Source organism: Saccharophagus degradans 2-40, assembly GCF_000013665.1.
In the GTDB taxonomy this organism is placed as follows: domain Bacteria; phylum Pseudomonadota; class Gammaproteobacteria; order Pseudomonadales; family Cellvibrionaceae; genus Saccharophagus; species Saccharophagus degradans.
Genome location: NC_007912.1, coordinates 393,371 through 414,170, shown reverse-complemented (window position 1 = coordinate 414,170; position 20,800 = coordinate 393,371). Strand labels below are relative to the sequence as shown.

General features: G+C 44.1%; 14 protein-coding genes. 4 read left to right on the top strand and 10 right to left on the bottom strand.

Features of this window, described 5'->3' with window-relative positions:
* Positions 1-352 precede the first annotated feature (352 nt).
* Genes SDE_RS01740 through SDE_RS01730 form a run of 3 tightly spaced genes read right to left on the bottom strand, consistent with a single transcriptional unit; the run spans position 353 to position 4,901 of the window.
* Positions 353-2,860, bottom strand: a complete 2,508-nt coding sequence (locus SDE_RS01740) for an ABC transporter permease (protein ID WP_011466818.1) — start codon at positions 2,858-2,860, stop codon at positions 353-355.
* Positions 2,861-2,869: 9 nt separating this feature from the next.
* Entirely contained in the window at positions 2,870-3,550 is a 681-nt protein-coding gene (locus SDE_RS01735) for an ABC transporter ATP-binding protein (protein WP_011466817.1), read from the bottom strand.
* Between the two features lie 46 nt (positions 3,551-3,596).
* Positions 3,597-4,901 carry an efflux RND transporter periplasmic adaptor subunit gene (locus SDE_RS01730; protein WP_011466816.1) on the bottom strand — a complete coding sequence of 435 codons (1,305 nt, stop codon included), beginning with the start codon at positions 4,899-4,901 and terminating at the stop codon, positions 3,597-3,599.
* A gap of 142 nt (positions 4,902-5,043) precedes the next feature.
* Here SDE_RS01730 and SDE_RS01725 point away from each other — a divergent pair, with 142 nt between their 5' ends.
* On the top strand, positions 5,044-6,534 hold the full coding sequence (locus SDE_RS01725; RefSeq protein WP_226986463.1) for a sigma-54-dependent transcriptional regulator: 1,491 nt from the start codon (positions 5,044-5,046) through the stop codon (positions 6,532-6,534).
* Positions 6,524-7,876: a sensor histidine kinase gene (locus SDE_RS01720; RefSeq protein ID WP_011466814.1), complete on the top strand. Its 1,353-nt coding sequence runs from the start codon at positions 6,524-6,526 to the stop codon at positions 7,874-7,876. Before SDE_RS01725 ends, SDE_RS01720 begins: the two co-directional genes overlap by 11 nt.
* A gap of 83 nt (positions 7,877-7,959) precedes the next feature.
* Here the strand turns inward: SDE_RS01720 and SDE_RS01715 are convergent, their stop codons facing one another.
* The 3 genes from SDE_RS01715 to SDE_RS01705 all read right to left on the bottom strand — a co-directional run bounded on the left by SDE_RS01715 (position 7,960) and on the right by SDE_RS01705 (position 12,926).
* Positions 7,960-9,315 (bottom strand): glycoside hydrolase family 5 protein, encoded by a 1,356-nt coding sequence (locus SDE_RS01715; protein WP_011466813.1) that lies wholly within the window; start codon positions 9,313-9,315, stop codon positions 7,960-7,962.
* A gap of 216 nt (positions 9,316-9,531) precedes the next feature.
* Positions 9,532-10,683, bottom strand: coding sequence for a helix-turn-helix domain-containing protein (locus tag SDE_RS01710; RefSeq protein WP_011466812.1), 1,152 nt, complete (start codon positions 10,681-10,683; stop codon positions 9,532-9,534).
* 245 nt (positions 10,684-10,928) lie between these two features.
* Complete coding sequence (locus tag SDE_RS01705; protein WP_041324022.1) at positions 10,929-12,926, bottom strand: endo-1,4-beta-xylanase; 1,998 nt, start codon at positions 12,924-12,926, stop codon at positions 10,929-10,931.
* Between the two features lie 616 nt (positions 12,927-13,542).
* Here SDE_RS01705 and SDE_RS01700 point away from each other — a divergent pair.
* Together SDE_RS01700 and SDE_RS01695 are read left to right on the top strand one after the other, a co-directional pair.
* Positions 13,543-14,997 carry a mannan-binding lectin gene (locus SDE_RS01700; RefSeq protein WP_011466810.1) on the top strand — a complete coding sequence of 485 codons (1,455 nt, stop codon included), beginning with the start codon at positions 13,543-13,545 and terminating at the stop codon, positions 14,995-14,997.
* A gap of 315 nt (positions 14,998-15,312) precedes the next feature.
* Positions 15,313-15,597 carry a hypothetical protein gene (locus SDE_RS01695; protein WP_011466809.1) on the top strand — a complete coding sequence of 95 codons (285 nt, stop codon included), beginning with the start codon at positions 15,313-15,315 and terminating at the stop codon, positions 15,595-15,597.
* A gap of 71 nt (positions 15,598-15,668) precedes the next feature.
* On the opposite strand, the gene SDE_RS01690 is transcribed toward SDE_RS01695, so the two are convergent.
* From SDE_RS01690 to SDE_RS01675, 4 genes are read right to left on the bottom strand one after another with little or no spacing between them, the layout of a single operon-like run.
* Complete coding sequence (locus SDE_RS01690; protein ID WP_011466808.1) at positions 15,669-16,355, bottom strand: DJ-1/PfpI family protein; 687 nt, start codon at positions 16,353-16,355, stop codon at positions 15,669-15,671.
* Between the two features lie 33 nt (positions 16,356-16,388).
* Entirely contained in the window at positions 16,389-17,033 is a 645-nt protein-coding gene (locus tag SDE_RS01685; RefSeq protein WP_041324020.1) for a hypothetical protein, read from the bottom strand.
* A complete protein-coding gene (locus SDE_RS01680) occupies positions 17,020-18,468 on the bottom strand; it encodes an NAD(P)/FAD-dependent oxidoreductase (protein ID WP_011466806.1) in 1,449 nt (482 codons plus the stop codon). The genes SDE_RS01685 and SDE_RS01680 overlap by 14 nt, the downstream gene beginning before the upstream one ends.
* 6 nt (positions 18,469-18,474) lie before the next feature.
* Entirely contained in the window at positions 18,475-20,778 is a 2,304-nt protein-coding gene (locus SDE_RS01675; protein WP_011466805.1) for a LodA/GoxA family CTQ-dependent oxidase, read from the bottom strand.
* Positions 20,779-20,800 lie beyond the last annotated feature (22 nt).

Here is a 20,800-nt window from a genome sequence, read left to right as displayed (position 1 = left end):
ATTACGTACTGCCAAAATAAGCAGTTACGATGAATAAAATTTAAGTTTTAAATTGGGCTGCCGTGCGAACTGAAGAAGCTCGGTTAAATAGGCAAGATAACGCGCTTATTTAAAAGCGGTTGAATTGAACTTACGAACAACCTTACGCACATTTAGGCCCAACTGAATGTTTGAATTTAAATAAATCATATTGCGCCTCCTTTACGTAAAATTTGATGGGTGATTAATAATTGCGCGAACTATAACCAAGGTTTTTTATGGGTGCAACCCTTTTTTAGTTTTATTTAGTAATAAAAAGCCAGCCTATATACATACAGGCTGGCAATAAAACATATTACGAAAGAGTTACCTACTATTCACAGCGCAATGCTTTTATTGGGTTTGCATTGGCTACCTTTGCCGCATTGCCACCTACCGTTAACCAAGCAACCAGTAGCGAGAGTATTCCTGCTACTACGCATATTGGTAACACCCAATACAGCTCTAAACGGTAGGTGAAGCCCTGTAACCAATTTGCCATAGCGTATATTGCTATGGGCCAAGCTATTAGATTTGCTAGCAGTACTGGCCTAGAAAATTGCCATACCAGTAAGATAACAATATCTCTAACACCTGCACCCATTACTTTGCGAATGCTTATTTCTTTTGCTCGCCGCTCGGCGGTAAAGGCGGCTAAACCATACAACCCCAAGCAAGCAATAAGTATGGCTAAAAACGAAAACGCACTAAATAATTTTGCCTGTATTTGTTCGCTTTTATATTGCGCCGCCATCATTTCGTTTAAGAATATAATATGCACTGGCTGCATCGGCACCGTGCTGGCCCACACTTTTTCTATTGCAGTTATCAATTGCGGTACATTTTTTGTGGTGTAGCTAACTGTTGCCCAACTTAATCGCTTTGGGTTTAGCATGTAAACAGATGGCCGAATACTAAATTTAACAGACCTGAAATATACATCTGGTATTACGCCTATTATAGTGAGGTTATGCCCACCCCATGCATCTACAAATAGCGTGCTACCAATAGCCTGTTCACTACTCTCAAAGCCAAATTTCTTTACTGCGCTTTCATTTAAAATAGCACTACCGCCGTTAGTGCCCTCTTCACTGTTATACGACATGGCATCGGAGCCGTAGGCTTCGCTGAATAAACGTCCTGCTAAGGGTTTTATATTGTACGCTTCAAAAAAGCCATACCCCATTGAGTGATGATTAAGCAGTTGTGTTTGGCTAGCAACTTTGGCCAAGCCATCATCAATTAAAGTAAACGATGTGTTATTTTCGTTATCCTGTGAGGGCACTTCTGAGGAAAACACAACACTCGTTACTGCGTTAAGCGCGAGCATTTCTTGTTGTAATCTACTTTTATTATCACCAGCAGAACCAACATCTAATACCAATTTATTTTGATGGGTGTAGCCTACGTCTATAGCATTTGCGTACATAGTTTGCGCATAAATAAAGCCAGTGCAAACCAATAGGAATATTGATATGGCGAACTGAAAAATAACCAGAGCAAACCTAACATTCGCAGAAGAAGCAGACTCTGCGCCCTTACTCGACTGCAAAATATCACCCGGCATGTAGCGCGATAGATACATTGCAGGGTAGATACCTGCACCCAACGCTATTACAAATGTTAACAGTAAAAAGCCAAATAACATTGCAGGGTTGGCCAACAATGAAAATTGTATTTCTATGCCTATCGCATTGCTATAAATAGGTAATAGCACCTCCACCGCTGCAAGGGCGAAAAATAAAGCAATATATACCAGTACAACTGCCTCGCTTAGAAACTGCAGCGCTACCTGTGAGCGGCTAGCGCCTAACACTTTACGCATTGCCACTTCTTTAGCTCGCTGACTAGATTTAGCTGTGGTTAGGTTAATAAAGTTGATACTCGCAATAACTATAATAAGTAGCGCTACAACCGCAAAGGTATTGATCATTACGCGGTCGCCCATAGGTGACAAATCGCCCATTGTGCCAGCGTATGGTTTTGCATCTAGGTGTAAGTTTTCTAATGGCATTACCCTATGTTTTACGCTATCCGTTGCTTTAGCACTTTCGCTTATAGCGGCATGTTCTAATAGCTTTTCGTAAAATGGGCTTTCGTTATCCACCCACTGATATATACGTTGCTGAAAATCCTCCAGCTTGGTATTCGGCATTAGTTTGAAATAGGTGTATACGTTCACACTTGTAAACGTATCCAATATGTTTGGGTAAAGCTTAAATATTTCCGGCTCAATACGCACAATGAAATCTAGATTAAAGTGGCTATTGCTTGGAAAGTCTTTAATTACACCCGCAATCGCAAAATTGTGAGTTTTATCTTCAATACAACATATTGTTAGCGTTTTACCTATAACGTCTGTGCTACCAAAATATTTTATGGCTGTGCGTTCCGTAACCACCAAATCTAACGGCTTGGCAAACGAGTTTGCTTTGTCGCCGTGTACAAATGGAAAATCAAATACATCAAAAAAGCTCGCGTCTACAAACATAATCCGCTCAGAGAATGCATCTTTATCGCGGCTTACTGTAAAATTAATGGGCGCAATACGGGTGGCCTCTTCTACGTAATTGGGTGCGTAATTCGTAATGGCGTCTTTCATTTTTCCTGCAGATCTAACCGTTAAAAAGTCTGCCTGACCAGGAAACATATACGCTGTATGTAAACGTACAATACGCTCACTATTCGGCACCCAGCTATCGAAGCCGCTTTCTGCTTTTATAAATAGTAAAATTAAAATACAACTGGTTAACCCTACCGCCAAGCCAAATATATTAATAATTGAAAACAGCGTATTTTTTACCACATTGCGCCAAGCGCTAATACAATAGTGCGTAAACATAGTGCCCCCTTAGGCTGCGCGCATATTTTCGGTTATTATTTTTCCATCAAATAGATTGATGGTACGCTTTGCATAGTCGGCATGGGCTGGGCTGTGGGTAACCATAATGATGGTAGTGCCCTCTTTGTTAAGTGCTAACAGCATTTCCATTACTTCTTGCCCGTGGGCGCTATCTAAGTTACCGGTTGGTTCATCTGCTAATATCACATCCTGATTGCCCACAACCGCGCGCGCAACGGCAACCCGCTGCTGCTGACCACCGGAAAGTTGGCTGGGCATATGTTTGGCTCTATGCGCTATACCTACTTTATCCATTACTTTGGCTACACGTTGTTTTCGCTCTGCAACTGGAATTTTGTGATAGAGCAGTGCCAGCTCTATATTTTCTTCTACTGTTAATTCATCTATTAAATTAAAGTTTTGAAATATAAAGCCTATATTGCGCTTTCTAATATTTGCCAGCTGCGATTCGCTATAGCCCGCAATATTTTCGCCATTAAATATGTAATCGCCACTGGTGGGTGAATCTAACATGCCAATGGTGTTTAACAATGTTGATTTTCCACAACCAGACGGCCCCATAATAGCCACGAAATCGCCCGCAGCTATTTCTACATTGACATTATTCAGTGCCAAGGTTTCTACTTCGTTGGTGCGATATGTGCGGCAAATATTGTGTAATTTTAACATGTTGCTTTCCTAGTATTACTATTAGTTTGTTAGTGTGTAGTAGGTACTATTCGCTACTAGATAAGTTTAATTTCTGTAAATCTTGATAGCTGCTATAAGGGCTTGTTACTACACGCTCCCCTTCCTCTAAACCTTCAAGCACTTCTATAAATTGGCTGTTGCGCCGGCCTAAACGTACATTGCGTTTTATTGCATGGTCGCCATTTGGGCTAATAACAAATATCCAGTTGCCGCCGGTATCTTGATAGAAGGCACCATTTGGAATTAGCAGGGCTTCGGTGGCGTCGCCTAGTACAAGTTTTAATTGAATAGTTTGGCCCCTGCGAATATTGCTAGCCTGTTCACCTACAAAGGTAAAATCCACTTCAAACTGGCCGTTTTGCACTTGTGGGTAAATTTTACTTATTGTGAGTTCGTAGCCTTCAAAACTAGCCCGCTGGCCAATATCAACTCGGCCTAGATAAAACTGATCTATAAGCGCGCTTAGCTTAAAGTCATTGGGTGTATCTATTTGCCCTAGGCGTTCACCGCGGCCAATGCTCTGCCCTACTTCAACATCAAACCCAGAAAGTTTGCCGGCTACCGGTGCACGTACATTCATGTTGTCTAAATTTTGGCGCGATAACGCCAAGCTATTTTGCAAACGCTCACTTGTTTCTTGTAAAAAAATTAATTGCGCCTCTTGCATTTTGGCATCGGAGGCTTGGCTTTCTAAGGTGAGCTGCTTTCTAGCTTGGTACCAATTTAAAGTATCGTGTGTATTATCAAATTGCGATTGACTAAGGGATTGCGTTTCTAATAATTTTTGTTCAGCCTGCAACTGTCGCGTGAGCATTTTTATTTGATAATCTATATCGGCGAGGTTGCGTTTATGCTGCAACCTATTTTGCTCTAAACTAAGTTCTATAGAGCGCATATTGTTTAACTGTTCGGCTACTTGCGCTTCGTTACTTAACACGCTTAGCTGCAAGCTCGCATTTGAAAGCTCCACAATTAAATCGCCCGCTTGTAGTTGCGCGCCATCTTCTACTAGCACTCGCTCTACACGCCCACCTTCTACCGCATCTAAGTAAAGCGTTTTGGCTGGCGTTACCCGCGCACGCAGGGGGATAAAATCTTCAAAGCTACCTTTGCTAACTACACCAGTGGCTATGCGCTGGCTATCCACATTTAATGACCTGCCGCCACTTACACTTAGCAATGTTGCAACCAATACTGCGCAGCCAAGTAACACACCTCCGGCCAGCACAAGCTTTTTGCGCTGTGGGGGCTTGGCAATTTTTCTATCCATGCCCGCGCTGCTGGTTGGTTGTGCGCTTTCTATGTGGCTAATTGATTTAACACTGCTCATTTAACTGGCCTTGGCTATTTGCTTAACGGCTTAACTTTTATTTAACGACTTAGCTCGTATAGGTGTTTACAATTACCGTGCCAGTTCGTAACCTGTTGTTTTTATTGAACTATTATTTTAAGTGTGCGGTTATGAACACTTTTTGCTGTACGACGCCGAACACCATGTGTACGATTATGAACACTATTTTTCTTCTACGGCATGGATTACACCGACAGGGCAGGCTATGAAACACAGCGATTGCATTCTTATTGTTGATGACGACGACGATATTCTTACCGCCGGTAGGCTGCTGTTAAAACGCCACTTCGCCAAAGTAGATACATGTAACGACCCTGCGAATATTCCCGCGCTTTTAGCAAAGCAGCAGTACAGCGCAATTTTGTTGGATATGAACTTTGGCCCAGGCGAAAGCAGCGGCGAGCAAGGCTATGGCTGGCTGCAAAAAATTCTGCAAATAGACCCGCAAGCTGTCGTTGTTATGATTACCGCCCACGGAGATATGCACACCGCCGTAGAAGCTATGAAACTGGGCGCCACAGATTTTATTGCCAAGCCTTGGCAAAACGAAAAAGTGGTGGCGACGTTGTCTAGCGCGGTGGCGTTAAGTAATACTCGCAACGAAGCCAAGCAATTGCGCAGCACAAATAAATTGCTCGCCGAGGTAAGCAGCCAACTAACAGGCCAGCAAATACTTGGGCAATCTACCGCTATGCAAGAGGTTATGGGCCTTATTAATTTAAGTGCGCCAACCGATGCCAATGTGTTAATTTTAGGCGAAAACGGCACAGGCAAAGAGCTTGTAGCGCGTGAGCTGCACCACCGCAGCCAAAGAGCAAATAACGTTTTTATGAGCGTAGATTTAGGCGCGGTAACCGAAACACTTTTTGAGAGCGAATTATTTGGCTACAAAAAAGGCGCATTTACCGGCGCGAATGAAGATAGAGTTGGGCGTATTAAAGCCGCCGATGGCGGTACACTTTTTTTAGATGAGATAGGCAATTTACCCCTACACCTACAGGCCAAACTATTAACCGCGCTGGAGCAGCGACGAATAACGCCAGTAGGTGGCAATCAAAGCATTCCATTTGATGCAAGAGTAATAGCTGCCACCAACTTAACCATGCAGCAATTAAATGATGAGCAAAAATTTAGGCAAGATTTATTATTTCGCTTAAATACAGTTGAAATACACCTGCCGCCTTTAAGGCAACGAGTAGACGACATACAAGCCATAGCCGAGTATTATTTGGCGCATTACAGTAAAAAATATAACAAGCCCGTAAAGCCAATTAGCAACGAAGCCTTAACCGCAATGCAATGCTACGACTGGCCAGGCAATATTCGCGCATTGCGCCATGCATTAGAACGCGCCGTTATACTTAGCCAAAGTGAAATGTTACTGCCGCAAGACTTTCAACTAGCTAACCAAACCAGCGCGATTGAAGCTAGCACCGGCACGCTTACAACCAACAGCCCCAACACGCAAGATGAGTTAAACCTAGAGAAAATAGAACAAAACACCATACAGCTTGCACTTAAACGCTACAATTTTAACATTAGCCATGCCGCAAAAGCGTTGGGTTTAACTCGAGCAGCACTGTACCGCAGGATGGAAAAATATGGCCTTTAAAAAGTTTAGCCTGCAATTATCCATTCGGCTTGGTGCTATTTTAGCGCTGTTTATTGTTATTGCTTTCGTCTTACAACAGCAGGGTTATTTTGCCGTTACTACCCTGCTAATTGGCATCGCTATTATGCAATGTGTTGCCCTTTTTAAATACACTAATAAAACTAATTTGGAAATAGCTCGGTTTTTAGATGCGCTTAAGTACGCCGACTTTTCGCAGCATTTTAATTTTGCACATACCGGTAATGGGTTTGAGGAGTTAGGCAATAGCATTGAGGCGGTATTACAAAAGCAGCAACAGATTGCCCTACACAAGGAAGCAAAATACCGGCAATTAGCCGCCTTAGTAGAGCAAGTACCGGTACCGTTGATTAGCCTACACGAAGATAACCGCGTAACACTTTGGAATAGCAAGGCACGTAAGTTACTAGGTATTTTATGCTGTGAAAATACCGATGATTTAAACCAATTAGGCGAAAACTTTGCTGCGCAATTAACTGCCATACCTAACGGCGGTACCCGACTAATTAAAATAGCTAGCGATGGTATGGAACAACAACTTATGGTTACCGCCAGCGATTTAATTGTAGAGGGCAAGCAAGAAAGGTTAATAAGCCTACAGAATATTCAATCGGAACTCGATGCCGCCCAGCTGCAGGCGTGGCAAGATTTAGTGCGTGTGCTTACACACGAAATAATGAATAGCATTACGCCTATTGCATCGCTTGCCAAAACGGCAGATGAATTAATACACGATGTAAAAACCAATTACGCCAATAGTAGTGAATTAGCCGAAGAGCTAGATGATATTGCCAGCGCCGTGCATACGGTAGCTAAACGCAGTGATGGCCTAACGCAATTTGTAAACAGCTATCGTAAACTTACCCGCTTGCCTGCACCTAATCGCTCAACGTTTTTGGTAAGCGACTTTATTGAACATATACGTAGTTTGGTAAGCCAAGATTTAGCCCAACAAGGTATTCAGTTAGTAACATCTGTTAACCCAGCCCAACTACAACTGTTTGCAGATAAAGAAATGCTAACCCAAGTATTTATTAACCTAATTAAAAACGCCGAACAAGCCTTACACAATACGCCAAACCCAACCATAGAGATAAGCGCCGGCCTTAACTCGCGCGACCATACAACCATTAAAATATCAGACAACGGCAGCGGCTTAGCGACGGATTTAATAGAACAAATTTTTGTTCCATTTTTTACCACTAAAAAGGAAGGGTCTGGTGTGGGCTTAGCACTTACCCGCCAAGCAATGATATTACACGGTGGCGCAGTAAAGGCAGAGAACGCAAAAACAGGTGGAGCAATATTTACGCTTATTTTTTAATTGCTAGATTCCAGTCGCTAATCACTAGTAATTAACTACTAGCGATTAGCAGCTAGTATTTAGCGACTGGTTTTAATTAGCGATTATTCCCCTCTGGCCCCTTCCATAATGGCATCTAGGGCATTTTGATCAAATACTTGGTAGGTACTGCGATTAAACAGGCCAGATTGATTGTTGTCTAAGCCGCCGGTATCCCAATAAAAAGGTTTTAAGCCTAGCTCTACACATTTTTGAGTAACGTATTTTAAGTAGTAGTTGCGCGATTGTAAGTGCAGGGCCAATTCATCGCCGGTAAGGTTATCGCGGCGTTGTGCACCGTATTCGCCAATAATTACGGGTATACCTTGGTCCACAAACTGTTGTTTGGTAATTGCCAGCAGTGAATCTACTGTTGCTTCTTCGCCCCAGGTTGGGTTGCGGCCTGTGTCGGTAGTGGAATGATTACCTTCGCCCCAGTAGTAGAACTGGTTGCCCCAGCTTTCATCTACATTCATTAACGTAAAGTTGTACGGGGTATAGAAGTGTAGCTCTGCCATAAGTTTATTTACGGCGCTATCTTGCGGCATTTGGGTCCACAATAGCGAGGTGGTTTCTATATCTGTTTTTGGCCCCTGCAATACCAGTACGCGGTAAGCATTTTTACCGCCAGTTGCACGCACTGTATCTACAAACGTTTGATGGTATACGTTTAGTACGGCCATTTGTGCTTCGGTTTCTACATGGGGTTCGTTGGCGCTGGCAAATATTAGGCGCTCGTCAAAGTCGCGCAGGTGAGTGGCAATTTGTTCCCAATAGGCTTTTTGTTTTGCATTTACTGCTACTTGCTCGCTGGGCTCTACATTGCGCTCTAGCCAACCGCCATCCCAGTGGATGTTTAGCACTACCACCATGTCGTTATCTATGCTGTATTGCACAACTTGTTTAACGCGGTTTAGCCAGTTTATATCTATTGCGGCCGTTTCTTGGTTGGCGTATTGATCCCACGCGGCGGGTATACGAATGGAATCAAAGCCACTGGCTTTTACCGCTTGAATTAATTCGTTAGTAACCAGCGGGTTACCCCAGTTGGTTTCGCCGCCTATTGCCTCTAGCGTGTTACCAATATTCCAGCCCACGGTTATACGATCTGCTAGTTGTGTGGCAGTACTTGTCATGCCGGTCATATCTGGCGCTGGCGGGTTTGTATTGTAGCTTGGGTAAAGCGCTTCGCCGCCCGAAGAACTGCTAGAGCTTGATGATGAGCTGGAGCTAGATGAGCTGCTAGAGCTTGTTGAAGAGCTAGACGACGAACTAGAGGAACTGCTCGAACTTGACGAACTGCTAGAGCTAGAAGAACTGCCCGAAGACGAATTGGATGCTTGCGGGCTATCACTCGCGCCCGATCCGCTACAGCCTGTTATGCATAGCAGCATAACTGCAAACGCCGTTATTATTCTCATTTATTTATGGCCTCTAAAACCGTTATTTACATTGTTGAATGTGGGCCGGCAAAAACGTGTATGTGCGCAATGGCACCACCGCCCAAACAATCACATTACGGTATTGAAGACCAAAACAATGGTGTATTTACCAATAACACTTTGAATTTGCAGATAGTTGAAGATTTTTTATCAGAAATTGAAGGCACAAGCCCCCCAAAACTGGGCGCACCTGCGCTAGCCTTTGTAAACATCCTTAAAGGTTTTAGGGGTACAGCCGTATTCGGTTTTAAACAACTTATTAAAATACGATACATTGTTATAGCCCACCGAGTAGGCTATTTCTGCCACGTTGGCCCTATCACTTTCGGTTAGCAGCCTTGCGGCCTCAGTTAACCTTAGTTTGTTAAGGTAGGCGCTAAAGGTGTAGCCAATTTCATCTTTTAATATTGCGTTTATTTTTGTGCGGCTAACCCCCAGCTGGGTAACGGCTAAATCTAAGTTAAGCTCTGGGTTAGCATATTCGGTTGTCATATAGCGCAAAATATCGCTTTGCTCTTTGGCTCGCTGCGGTTGCATAGATAACTGCTGGTAGGCAATTAGGGGCCTGTCTTTTTCAAATTTGCGTTTTAATTCGGCAATAAGTGCGTTTGTGTGTGCCCTAAACAACCAAAATATAAAACCACCCCACACCAGCACTACCCATACCGCCAGTGCATACATATAGCGCCAATCGCGGCCGTGCATTGTTAACTCATTTATTTTTACTAAGGAGCTTACATCTTGTGGGCTTTGGTGGGTTGCCCCTATGGATATTTTAGATACTTGGGTAAGCCTGTAGGCTTCGCGAGAAAGATCTAAACCAAATTTATCGAACCACCATTGCGGGGTTTTAAGGCGCGTTAGGTCTATATGTACCTGTGCCCATTCCTTTTCACAGGAAAAATGCGACGAAGGGCTTCTGTATTTGGATGGGTCTTCTGGGTCTGTTACGTCTTCATCAACCATGTGCGCGGCAAAAAACAAAATATTATGCGGTTCGCAGCGCACCATAAACGAAAGCCGAGTATAGCGAGACATATCAATAAGCAGCTCGCCACCGTCTTCATCTAAAATACTAATGGCCATAGAGGCGTATGGGTATTCCAGCGCGCTCGCCATTTTGAATTCAAAATCTAAACTGTATTTTGCATCGTGTATGACTACTGTAGACCCGCCGCCAATATCTTTATCGGCCCAGGTTTCTGGTCGCCAATTAAACGTACTTTTGTCGGCCGGTAAAAATTTTGCAGTTAGGAATGTGCGATCTACACATATGCCACCTACCAATAAGGTAAGCAAAAGCAACGCAATAGAAACCACTCCCACTTTTTGATAAAACTTAAACATAGAAAATACGCTTGCGGCCGATTTATATTATAGTTTAGTCCAGCAAACAGAATATAACGCGACGAGGCACACAATTACAAATAAGAATATTTTAAAGGGAGAAATTTGGGCGGGAATTTTAACTAAGCGCCTAGGCTTAAAGCGCAATACGACGTAACAGCTTGTTTATACGGCCGAATGCGTACGTTAAATATAAAGCCGCTACTAAAACACGTTGTTTTAATAGCGGCTGGCAGTTTTAAGGGCTATTGCCACTCAAAACTAAAGTTTTGTTCGCCGCCTTTAACTAGGCTAAAGGTAAAAATTTGCTGCTCTTCACCTACGGTTACAGTTACTTGGTAATCGCCGTAAAAACCGCGTTCATCAAATTTACCCTGTGCGTTGGTCGTGCCGTCAAAGTCGTTCCACCACTCGTTAAAAATTTGCTCTTTCCAAGCTAGTGCATTGGGCTTTTCTCGCCAATCGGCATCATAAAGCGCTGCATTAGGGTACCAATGTGCATTTGCCCAAAAACCCCACAACTGCACACCCACTGTTTTAGGGTGGCTAAAGAATATCGTTAAGAAGTCGCGGGTAAAATCTGCCTGCAGGTCTTCATCTGTTGTACTTACGTCAAATTCCGTTGCGCGAATATCTAACTGCGGAAACGCGGTACTGTATTGATCAATAATTTCGTAAATACGCGTAATGGCTGTAGGCGAGTCGCCAAAGTGACTTTGCAAACCTATACCGGTGATGGGTGCGTTGTTATCGACCAAATATTGAATCGTGTTGGTGTAGTGTTCTTGGTGAGCAAAATTGCGCCCGCCCGCAGATAAAATACTGTAATCGTTTATGTACAAACCGTGCGCAGGCAGGTTAGTACGCGCGCGATTAAACCAATCCACCATTACACTATCGCCAAAGGCATCCATTAAATAGTGGTTGTCGTAAGGCTCGTTTAGTACATCCCACTCATCTAAATAATTAGCTGTTGCGGTTGCTATATCATCGATGTGATCCAGCACCACTTGTTTTGCTTCTGGGTTGGCGCTGGCGGGGTCGCCTTCTGGTAAATATTGCTGCATTAAGTTTGGCAAGTTGCGCTTAGAAGGCCAAACCATTACATGGCCACGTGTGTACAGGCCGTTATCGCGCAGCCACTGCAAGCCGTTTAGGGTTTGAGTTTGGTTAAAATTGTTGCCCCACTCGCCTTCCCATGGGCCCCACTTTAAATCGTTTTCTGGGCCACTTTGGTTAAATAGCTCGAGCACTTTTTCGCGGTAAATGGCGCTATCTTCACTGGTGCCCATCAATAGATGGCCAACAGTTACCGAGCCAAAATGATAGGCGTGTTTTTGAAAATCTACATCTATGGTGGCATTGGCGATAGGGTTGCCATCGTCCACTACTGTTAGCTCAAAGTCGCCTTTGCGGTGCTGCTCAATTCGCTCTGCCGCCGCTGTACGCCATGCGGCATCTGGCTCGCGGCCTTCGTAACTTGGGCGTGTACTAGGCATAGCGCTTATATCAGTATTGGTGTAATGCAATAGCTCTACACCGCCAATATCAAACACCTGCGCCCTAGGGCCAGCGCCAAAGCCAATGCGCAAGCCCACTTCACCGGTTGCATGGTTATCGGTAATTTCTGCGGGTAGGTAATACTCTACCCAATCTTGCGCGGCGGTTATTTCGCGGTTTAAAAATTTAGTAAAGTCGATGTTGTCTTCAATAAATACGGTAGTAAAACTAGCACCCGATTCGTAAGTATTCTCCACCGAGCGCATGTACAAACGCACTAATACTACATCCCCCGCCGCCACACTCGCATTAAGCGGGAAGGAGAGCTGACCATTCCAATAGTCGCTAGCGGGGTTGCTTACGGTTATGCGCGTCGCTTGGCTAAATTCGGGGTGATCGACATCTATAACAGCCCTACTGCCCACATCACCATTGTTTGAGCCTGCCCAAAACGATGCATTGTTGGGGTTGGTATCAATGATAGATACACCACCTGCAGGCGGCGCTTGTGGCTCTGGCTGCGGTTCCATTTCAGGCTCTGGCTCTGGTTCTGGCTCTGGTTCTGGCTCTGGTTCTGGCTCTGGCTCTGGCTCTGGCTCTGGTTCTGGTTCTGGCTGCTGCTCTGGCTCTGGTTCCGGCTGGGTAACGGGTTCTTTGGTATTGCTAGAACTACCGCCACATGCGGCAAGCATATTGAGCGCGAGTACAGTTAATAGGATGCGTAGAAGTAAACCGGCTTTCATAGTTATTATGACCATAAGATTGAATTTTGTACGATACTACCCCATAACGGCGCAAGAATCACTACCCCATCGGCATAAAATTAAGCCGCCACCAGCCCAACGTTTAGCACGGTACTCTTATCTGGCTATTTAACCAACAGCTTACATAAACGCTTGAATAACACATCGAGAGTAAAGTAAACAGCAATAACCTGCCCAGCTGAGCGCTTTAATTAAAAGCAGCCCCCCCTCCCCCTTCGCGCGCCTTTCTTCTGGAAAGTAACGTCGTCACAAGCAGGAATACTTGCGAAAGAATATGGCCTTCAATCACACTAAGTGACCTGTAAATAAACCCATTTTACTGGCGCTCACAACACAAAAAGCTGTGGAGTGACAATTAAACACCAATATGGGTTATGGCATGGTAAAGCTCTATAAGTTGGCTATACCTAAACTGTCGAGTGGATTTAATCTTGCATTATTTTCTTACAAGACACCGCACAAAAATTCCTACACGCAATATTTTTTGCATTCTAAATAAGGAGCCTTTGATTAACTCAAATACTTGGCGACTGCACCTATAGTTCTTACCACTCTGTTTGATCAAAGCCTCTACACCAATAAAAGGAAATAATAAATGAAGCTAAGTAAACTATTACTTTCGCTGTGTTTAGTTGTAGTAAGTATTCACCAAGCCCATGCAGCTAGTGGCAATAAAACGTTAAGCAATGCAGACCAAGTTGAAAATTGTAGCTTTGCCAAAGCCAATAATTGGTGGCAAGCCACTTATGCGAGCTTACCCAGCGCCGTAGCAAACAACCCCACCACCGGCGACCCTGAATTTTGTGAGTTTTATCAGTTCTCTCAAGATTGGTTTTTATATTTAATTTCGCCCTCGCCAACTAAAAACTTAGCCAACTGGCAAGACCCGAAACAATTCCCATTATTAGAAACAAGCGGTACCGATTCGTGCGATAACGACGTGCCCAAAAACGCATTTAATGTACGCACGGTTAAAAGTACAGATGCAAAAGAAGATTTTGTTATTCCAGAACGCATAGATCAAGCAGGTCGCAATGTTTACGCCATATACGACCAACAGGGCAATATAGTTTTTTATGAGGTTCGTTTTTCTATAAACCTGTGTGACTACAAAAAAATGCAAATGAAAAACAATTTCCCAGGCAAAACCGCCGAACTTAAAATGGCTTGGCGTGTATTAACAAAAAATGATTCAAAAGATGATTTTTATCACATGGAGGCAACAATTTCTGGCAAGCCATATTTACTAGGCTTGGTAGGTTGGCACATAGTAGTCGCGGCAGATAATCACCCAGAAATGGTTTGGATGACGCTAGACCACAATAGTAACGCTGTAGAATGCACAAAAATAGCAGCAGGCCAAAACGCTTACGATTTTACCAGCGCCGCCTGCGCTAAAAACGCAGCCGACTGCAACAACCTAAATAAAACCCTTAATTCTACCGCCATTACACTACCAAGTACCGTACAACCAAACGATATTTGCCAGCAATTTAAATACGGCACGCTAGAGGGCCAACCAATAACCACTAAAGATGGCCTAAATATAGCGCTAGTTAAAAAACTAAACGGTGAATTACAAAACCTTTTTACCCAGCCCAAGCTGCCAAAATCACTGGCTGTATGGAAGCATTACCAAGTAACCGGTGCGCTGTGGATTTCTGATATAAATAAAGATTCTAGCGATACAACTAACCAGCGCGGTTCGTTAGAACTTGCTAACACGGTAATGGAAACGGAATTTCAAGGCACTGCGGGGCAAGCGAATAGTGCGACTAACTGTTTTGCCTGCCACAACTATTCTGCAACCCAATCTAACACCAGTACCAGCGCCGGTTTAAGTCACATTTTTGACGATATTATTGCAGGGCAACAATGCCGCGATGTGCAATCCAGCGTAACAATAAATAGTCAGCCTCAAGCACAAACGCAATGCCCCACTACGTGTAAAACTGCCGGCGCTCTTAAATGGAATGGCCAGTGGACAAACCAAGACGCCAAAACCGGTAAGCAACTGCCTATGACCGTGTGCGGCTGCTGCCCGAATTAAATATGAACAGCACCTAAAAACCTAAATGTAAAATAATATTTTACATTTACAAAAATATGGCGTCGCAACGACGCCATATTTTTTTAACGCAATAACACTTAATGCGCCAACTAAAAATATTGGCTTATAAAATTGTAAAATCTTGGTAAAACGCCGCGTTTAGTATTATATTTTTAAGACACTTTCTATACTCTAGGAGGTCTATAAGGTTGGAAGGAAATTTTAACTTGCCAACCACAAAGCACTTAACGGAATGAGTGTATCTAGACATTCCAAACATAAAATACTGAGAAATACTTAAAAGGAACTTACTAAATGAATAAGTACGAAACCATAGAGGCTTGGAGCAAGAATCTGCGCGAAGCGTTGTTATCTGAATACCCCGCAGATAACTTTGTTCGCTTTTGCTTAGACTTAGAAGCCGAGGTGTATAATCGCGCCCTTTCCGATTTAGCCGCAAATATTCAGCAACGTGGGCATAAGCAAGATATTAAACAAATAGTTAAAGACATGTACTTAACTATGCACGATGAAGAAATAGAGATAGAACCACAGTATAGGGGCGATAACATCATTCCATTTAGGCGCCCACAGCTATAACCGTAGCGCGCCACATACTCATTATTAAACGCAGTATAATTACTGCGTTTAATTGTCTATTTTTAACTCCCTTAACCAGAACACAAACCACCATGCAATAAACCTTCGCTAGGGCAAGCACTGGCTTCTGGCACCTTACCTTTAAGCGGCGGGTCTGGGTAGTATTGAATAGTTTTTTGTACTGCCTCAGCAGCCTCTTGACCAAATATTAGAATAATTAGTTCGAAGCATTCATCCAAGCCAGACGAAACCCCACCACCCGTTACCCTATTACCATCCACAACAAAGCGCACATTTTCTTGAACATATATACCCGGGTAAGATTTAAGGCAGGGAATAAAAGCCCAGTGGGTTGTGGCTTTGTAATGCGTAAGCAAGCCAGCATTGGCAAGCAGTAATGCGCCTTCGCATACAGATGTTACATAGTCGGCATTTTTACTTAAGCCGATTATAAAATTGGTATAGCAGGCGTTTTTCATTTGCGCTTCAAGATTTGCAGGGTCGCCACCAGGCACCCAGATCAAATTACAAGTAATACCTGCATTTTCGAACTGCTCGAACGAGCACTCTGGGATAATAGTAAAACCATCGCGTGTTTTAACAGCAGCACCACTCTGCCCCACTAGGTACACCTTAGTTGCTGGCGTTTTATCGCGTGTTTGCACCCAGTTAAATACTTCGTAGGGCACGGTTACATCCAGCAAATCTACACCTTCGTATATGGGAATAACAATATTGTACACTGTGCTAGTTTCCATACTTTGCTCCTTGTTTATCTACAAACTAGTAAATTAATTTTGAATTAACCCTCGTTGAGCTGCGCCCTTAACCATACTCACTAGGCCCATACCCGCGATTAAGCCTATTGTCATAGTCAGTAGGCTATAACTATAAGCCTGTAAAGGAGAAGCGCTGGCATGTGGCACTAGCAAGCTATGCGCTATTAACATTGGCGGAATAATATAAAGGTGCGACAATATTATGCTAATTAGATTAGCTTGTGGTGCATTAAGGTATTTTTTTACTAAGCAAGGAATATAACAACCCGCCACCATTAACAGCGTGGCAAGATTAAACAGCGATGCGTGATTGTGTGTAAATGCGGCAGTTGGCACCGTGTTATTAAGGTGAAAATCATGATGGCCGTGATGCGCCATTGAATCCATCATAACATCGACCATTAGCAGCGCATCTATATATTGGCCCAGCAACATACCTAAGCCACCGTAGGTAATACAAACAACAACGGCACACACATTTTCGCTATTATAAAAACGATGCATTACAGCAAGTAAAAGCAACATTAGCGCACCGCAAAACAGGCTTGCGTGATGCATCAATACTTCACCCTGTAACAACATAATTAGCCATTGTGCGCATAGAGGTAACACTATTAGCCAGCCGCTTAATTTGGCTTGTAGTTTAATTATGTGCATAACGCTGCCTCACCTTTTGTAAAACGTTTGGCTGCACTCTTTTCTCTACGTTTACCTCTAAAAAGCCTTCGCGGGTTAGTGCTAACAATACATTAATAATATATTCGTCTGGCAGCTTTAAGGCGCCGGGCTTCTGCCATTGCTCTTTTAAACGGTTCACTATGTGCCATAGGGGTTTGTCTGGTGCAGCATCCACTGTTTCACACACGGCAGTTTGTTGCCAGTTTGTTAAATGCGGCCAGTGTTTATTTTTTAAGTGTGTATTTACCGTTAAATAGTGGTTGGGGTTAAGGTCTGCTAGGTTGAATATTCTGCGACGCCAAAACGTGGCACTTTGCCATCGGTTTTCGAGCTTGTAGTATTCACACCACTTGGCATAGTAATTTTGAAAACCGCTCGAGCAACTATTGGCATAGGTGCGTAAGGCCTGCTGCTTACTTTCGTTTGTACTACTGGCAAACCAGTCGCTTAACGCGTGGCCCGCATAAATGCCCTGTACAAGGCTTTTGGTTATACCCTGCGAAGAGAGTGGGTCGTAACACATTGCGGCATCCCCCACTGCTAACCAATGGCTACCCGTTATTTGCGGGTTAACTACCGAGTAAGCTGGCCATACGTTTAATGGCTGCTTAGGCAATAAAGCGTGCTGCGAAATATTTGCAACATTGCATAGGGTATTTTGCCAAACAGTAATTTGTTTGTAGTGCTTGGCGCTTGCTATGTCGCTATCGGTCATTAGCGCGACGATTTTTTTATTGTTTGGTAGTGGTGCGCTGTAACTCCAACCATCTGCAAAGGGGTTAATTTCTGCAAAGGGTTTGTCTAAATGGTTACGGTTTATATAGCTATAGATGCAAATTAAAGAATCTAATTGTATTGGCTTACTGCCCTGCAGCTTGGCAAACTTTGCTGTGCGCCCGCTGGCATCTACAATAAATGCACAGCTGATAGACACTTCGCTGTTTGTTGTATTGTTTGCCTTAGCTTGCTCACAAGTAAAGCTAAGCTGCCAGTTTAATTGCACATATTTACTTTGTTTAAAGCGATACCCCGTACAAACGTGTATACCGCGCTCACTTGCCAGTGTGGCTAGATCTTTATCGAATACGCTGCGATTAAGGTGCCAGCCCCTACCCCGCGGAAACAACAGAAAGTCGTTGGTGTGTTCTTGGCTAGAACCCCAACAACTCGACACACCAGCACTGGGTAAATGTTTGTGCTCGCAGAGTAAATGTTCTGCGCCAATAGCTTGCAAAACACTTTCTAAACCCGGTGCGATAGATTCACCCACCCTAGGCTGTGAGTAATTGCTGGCCTCCATTACCACTATGCTTATATGGCTATTCGCTGCGCGCAATTGTAAAGCGGTGGCCAAACCCGCTGGGCCACCGCCAATTACACACACGTCGTAGTTTGCCTTTGGTGCAGCTTGCATTAGGTATTAATCGTTGGCATCGTCAGATAACACCTTGCGCTCTACTTCGTAGTAAGAAAGGTTGTAGGGCTTGTCGCCTTCTTTAGGCACAGTACCAAGCACAAAACCTAAATCGCGCCAAGCGCTTACCATTTTTAAATCGCCAGCGTTGGTTTGCGGAATGCCTCGCGCCCAATCCACTTGCTTTTTATTGTTGCTGGCATCTAGTGTATACACTTGCATTGGCCTATAAGCCGGCCACCATAGGGTTTCACTTATCTCATCATTTTTACTGGTGGTGGCGTTGGTGCTGTTGTTATAGGTTACATTCCACGAAGAATAGCTCACATTAATATTTTGGGTAGAGCATTCGTTAAAGTCTGCCTGCCACGGCAACGCAGAAAACTTAGTAATGTCGCCTGGCTCTAAGCCGTTAGAAATATCCCCCGCTAAGGTAAGCGCGGGCGGTTGAAACGGTGCCCGCCCAGAAAGCCTGCCCGTGCCTATAGGGAAATATTCGCGGTTACCAAAAATGCGGTATGGTTTTGTATAGATGCCGGGGTTTCGCATTATCCAGCCCGCTTCGGCACCGGGGCAGAATGCACCACCAGTTAAATTGGTAAGCACGCCGCGATCTAAATCTACCCCTTCGCCTTGCGGGGTAAGTGGCCGCTGCAATGCGTTTGCGTCTATTTTCTCTTCGCTTTCGTTAATAAACCTGCCCAAGGCCCACTGGTGCAGTAAAAACAATTGCGTATCGGTAAGGCGTAAAAACTTGCGCGGCAATACATTGCTTATTGGGTTATCGCCGCTTAGTGCAGGCATTAGGCTGCGGCCGTAAATCAAACTGTTGGGGTCTGACCGGTGATTGCGCAGAATATTTTCTTCGCCATTTTGCCTTAGGCTTTCGTATATAAATAGGCGGTTGTCTTTATAGGGGTCGTAGAAAATAAAATCGTCGCCGTTTTCTTGTTTTGTTGGGTGCTTACCTGTGCGTTGCGCATCTACTAGCTCCGCTAAGTACTCCTCCTGCTGGGCTAGCTCATCGCTGTTTTGTGTGGTTGTTCGCGCCTCGTTACTGCTTAGCGCTACTTTAAGCTGTGCAATCGCTTTTTTAGTTTGCGAAATGTTTACCCATTTAGGTGGTTTGGATATTTTGGAAAGATCGAAATCGGCGCGCTTATGTATGCCGTGCGCATCGTTAGATATTTGTAGAAAATCCGTTACCCACTGGTACATAAACGGGCGAATTAATATAGATTGAATCTCTTTCTCAAAATAAGGCAGGTAATGGGGGTTAAACTTTTTTCTAGCTTGGCGCCAACGCAATAGCGCGGCATCGTCTTCGCAGTCTACAGGCTCTGGGTTATCGAATTTATCTGGGCCATAAAGGTAAGGGTTATAACCAAACTCTCTTACCGATAAATCGTAAATGAGGTCGTCCATGTTAATCATGTTGGGTATTTGCGGCGCGTATGCGGGTGGCCCAACAATAACCCAAGCAGGGTCGCTTACTTCTATTTGGCGTATTTCATCATTCACTTCATCGAAGTAATACAGTATGGCAGATACAGGGCCATCTGCTACATCATCAAACCAGCCATCATTATTTGCATAGTGGCTAATTTGTGGGTGGCCAAAACCTTTTTTAAAGCTGCCACTTTTACCTGCACCACCTAGCACAATAAAATCTTGGTGATCGTTTATCATTGCGCGCCCTAGGGAATTAATGGCAAACGGGGCTAAATCTTCCGGCGGAAAGTTTTGGGTAAAATCGGGGTTGGCGTTTCTTGCAAAGTGCACTGGTTCGGTCGCTTCGCCAGTGCTGGCGACAATATATGGCCCAGGGTTGGTAATTAAACGTTGGCGGGTTTCTGCATCGGTAATATCGGGGTTGCGCAATGGGTGATCGGCTGGGTAACCATGCTCGCCTTGCAATTGCTCAAATTGGAACCAGCTCGATTTTTTATTGGCGAGATACACCGACCACTCAATTTTTTGCAACTTGCCGTAGCCCGTTACCCCTTGAATTTGGTCGCCAATTTTTACTTGTCTGCCCTGCGGGTATTCGTCGTCGTATTGGTATATTTTAAAGCGTGCTGCTTGCCTTTTTATATAGCCCATATCGTCTCTAAATTGACGATCACTAAAAGCATTGCCCGGTGCCACGGGGTAACCATTGGCATCCACTGGGGTGCCTTGGATGTTGCATTTTATGGGTAGCGCATCTTGCGATTCTGGCGCCAAGTAAAAATCTGTTTCGCTTTCGCCCACGCGGGCAATGCCAATAGCTGGGTGTATTTTAAATGTTGCTAAAGTAGAAGAAGTCATGCTGCGCTCCGGTTTGTTCACG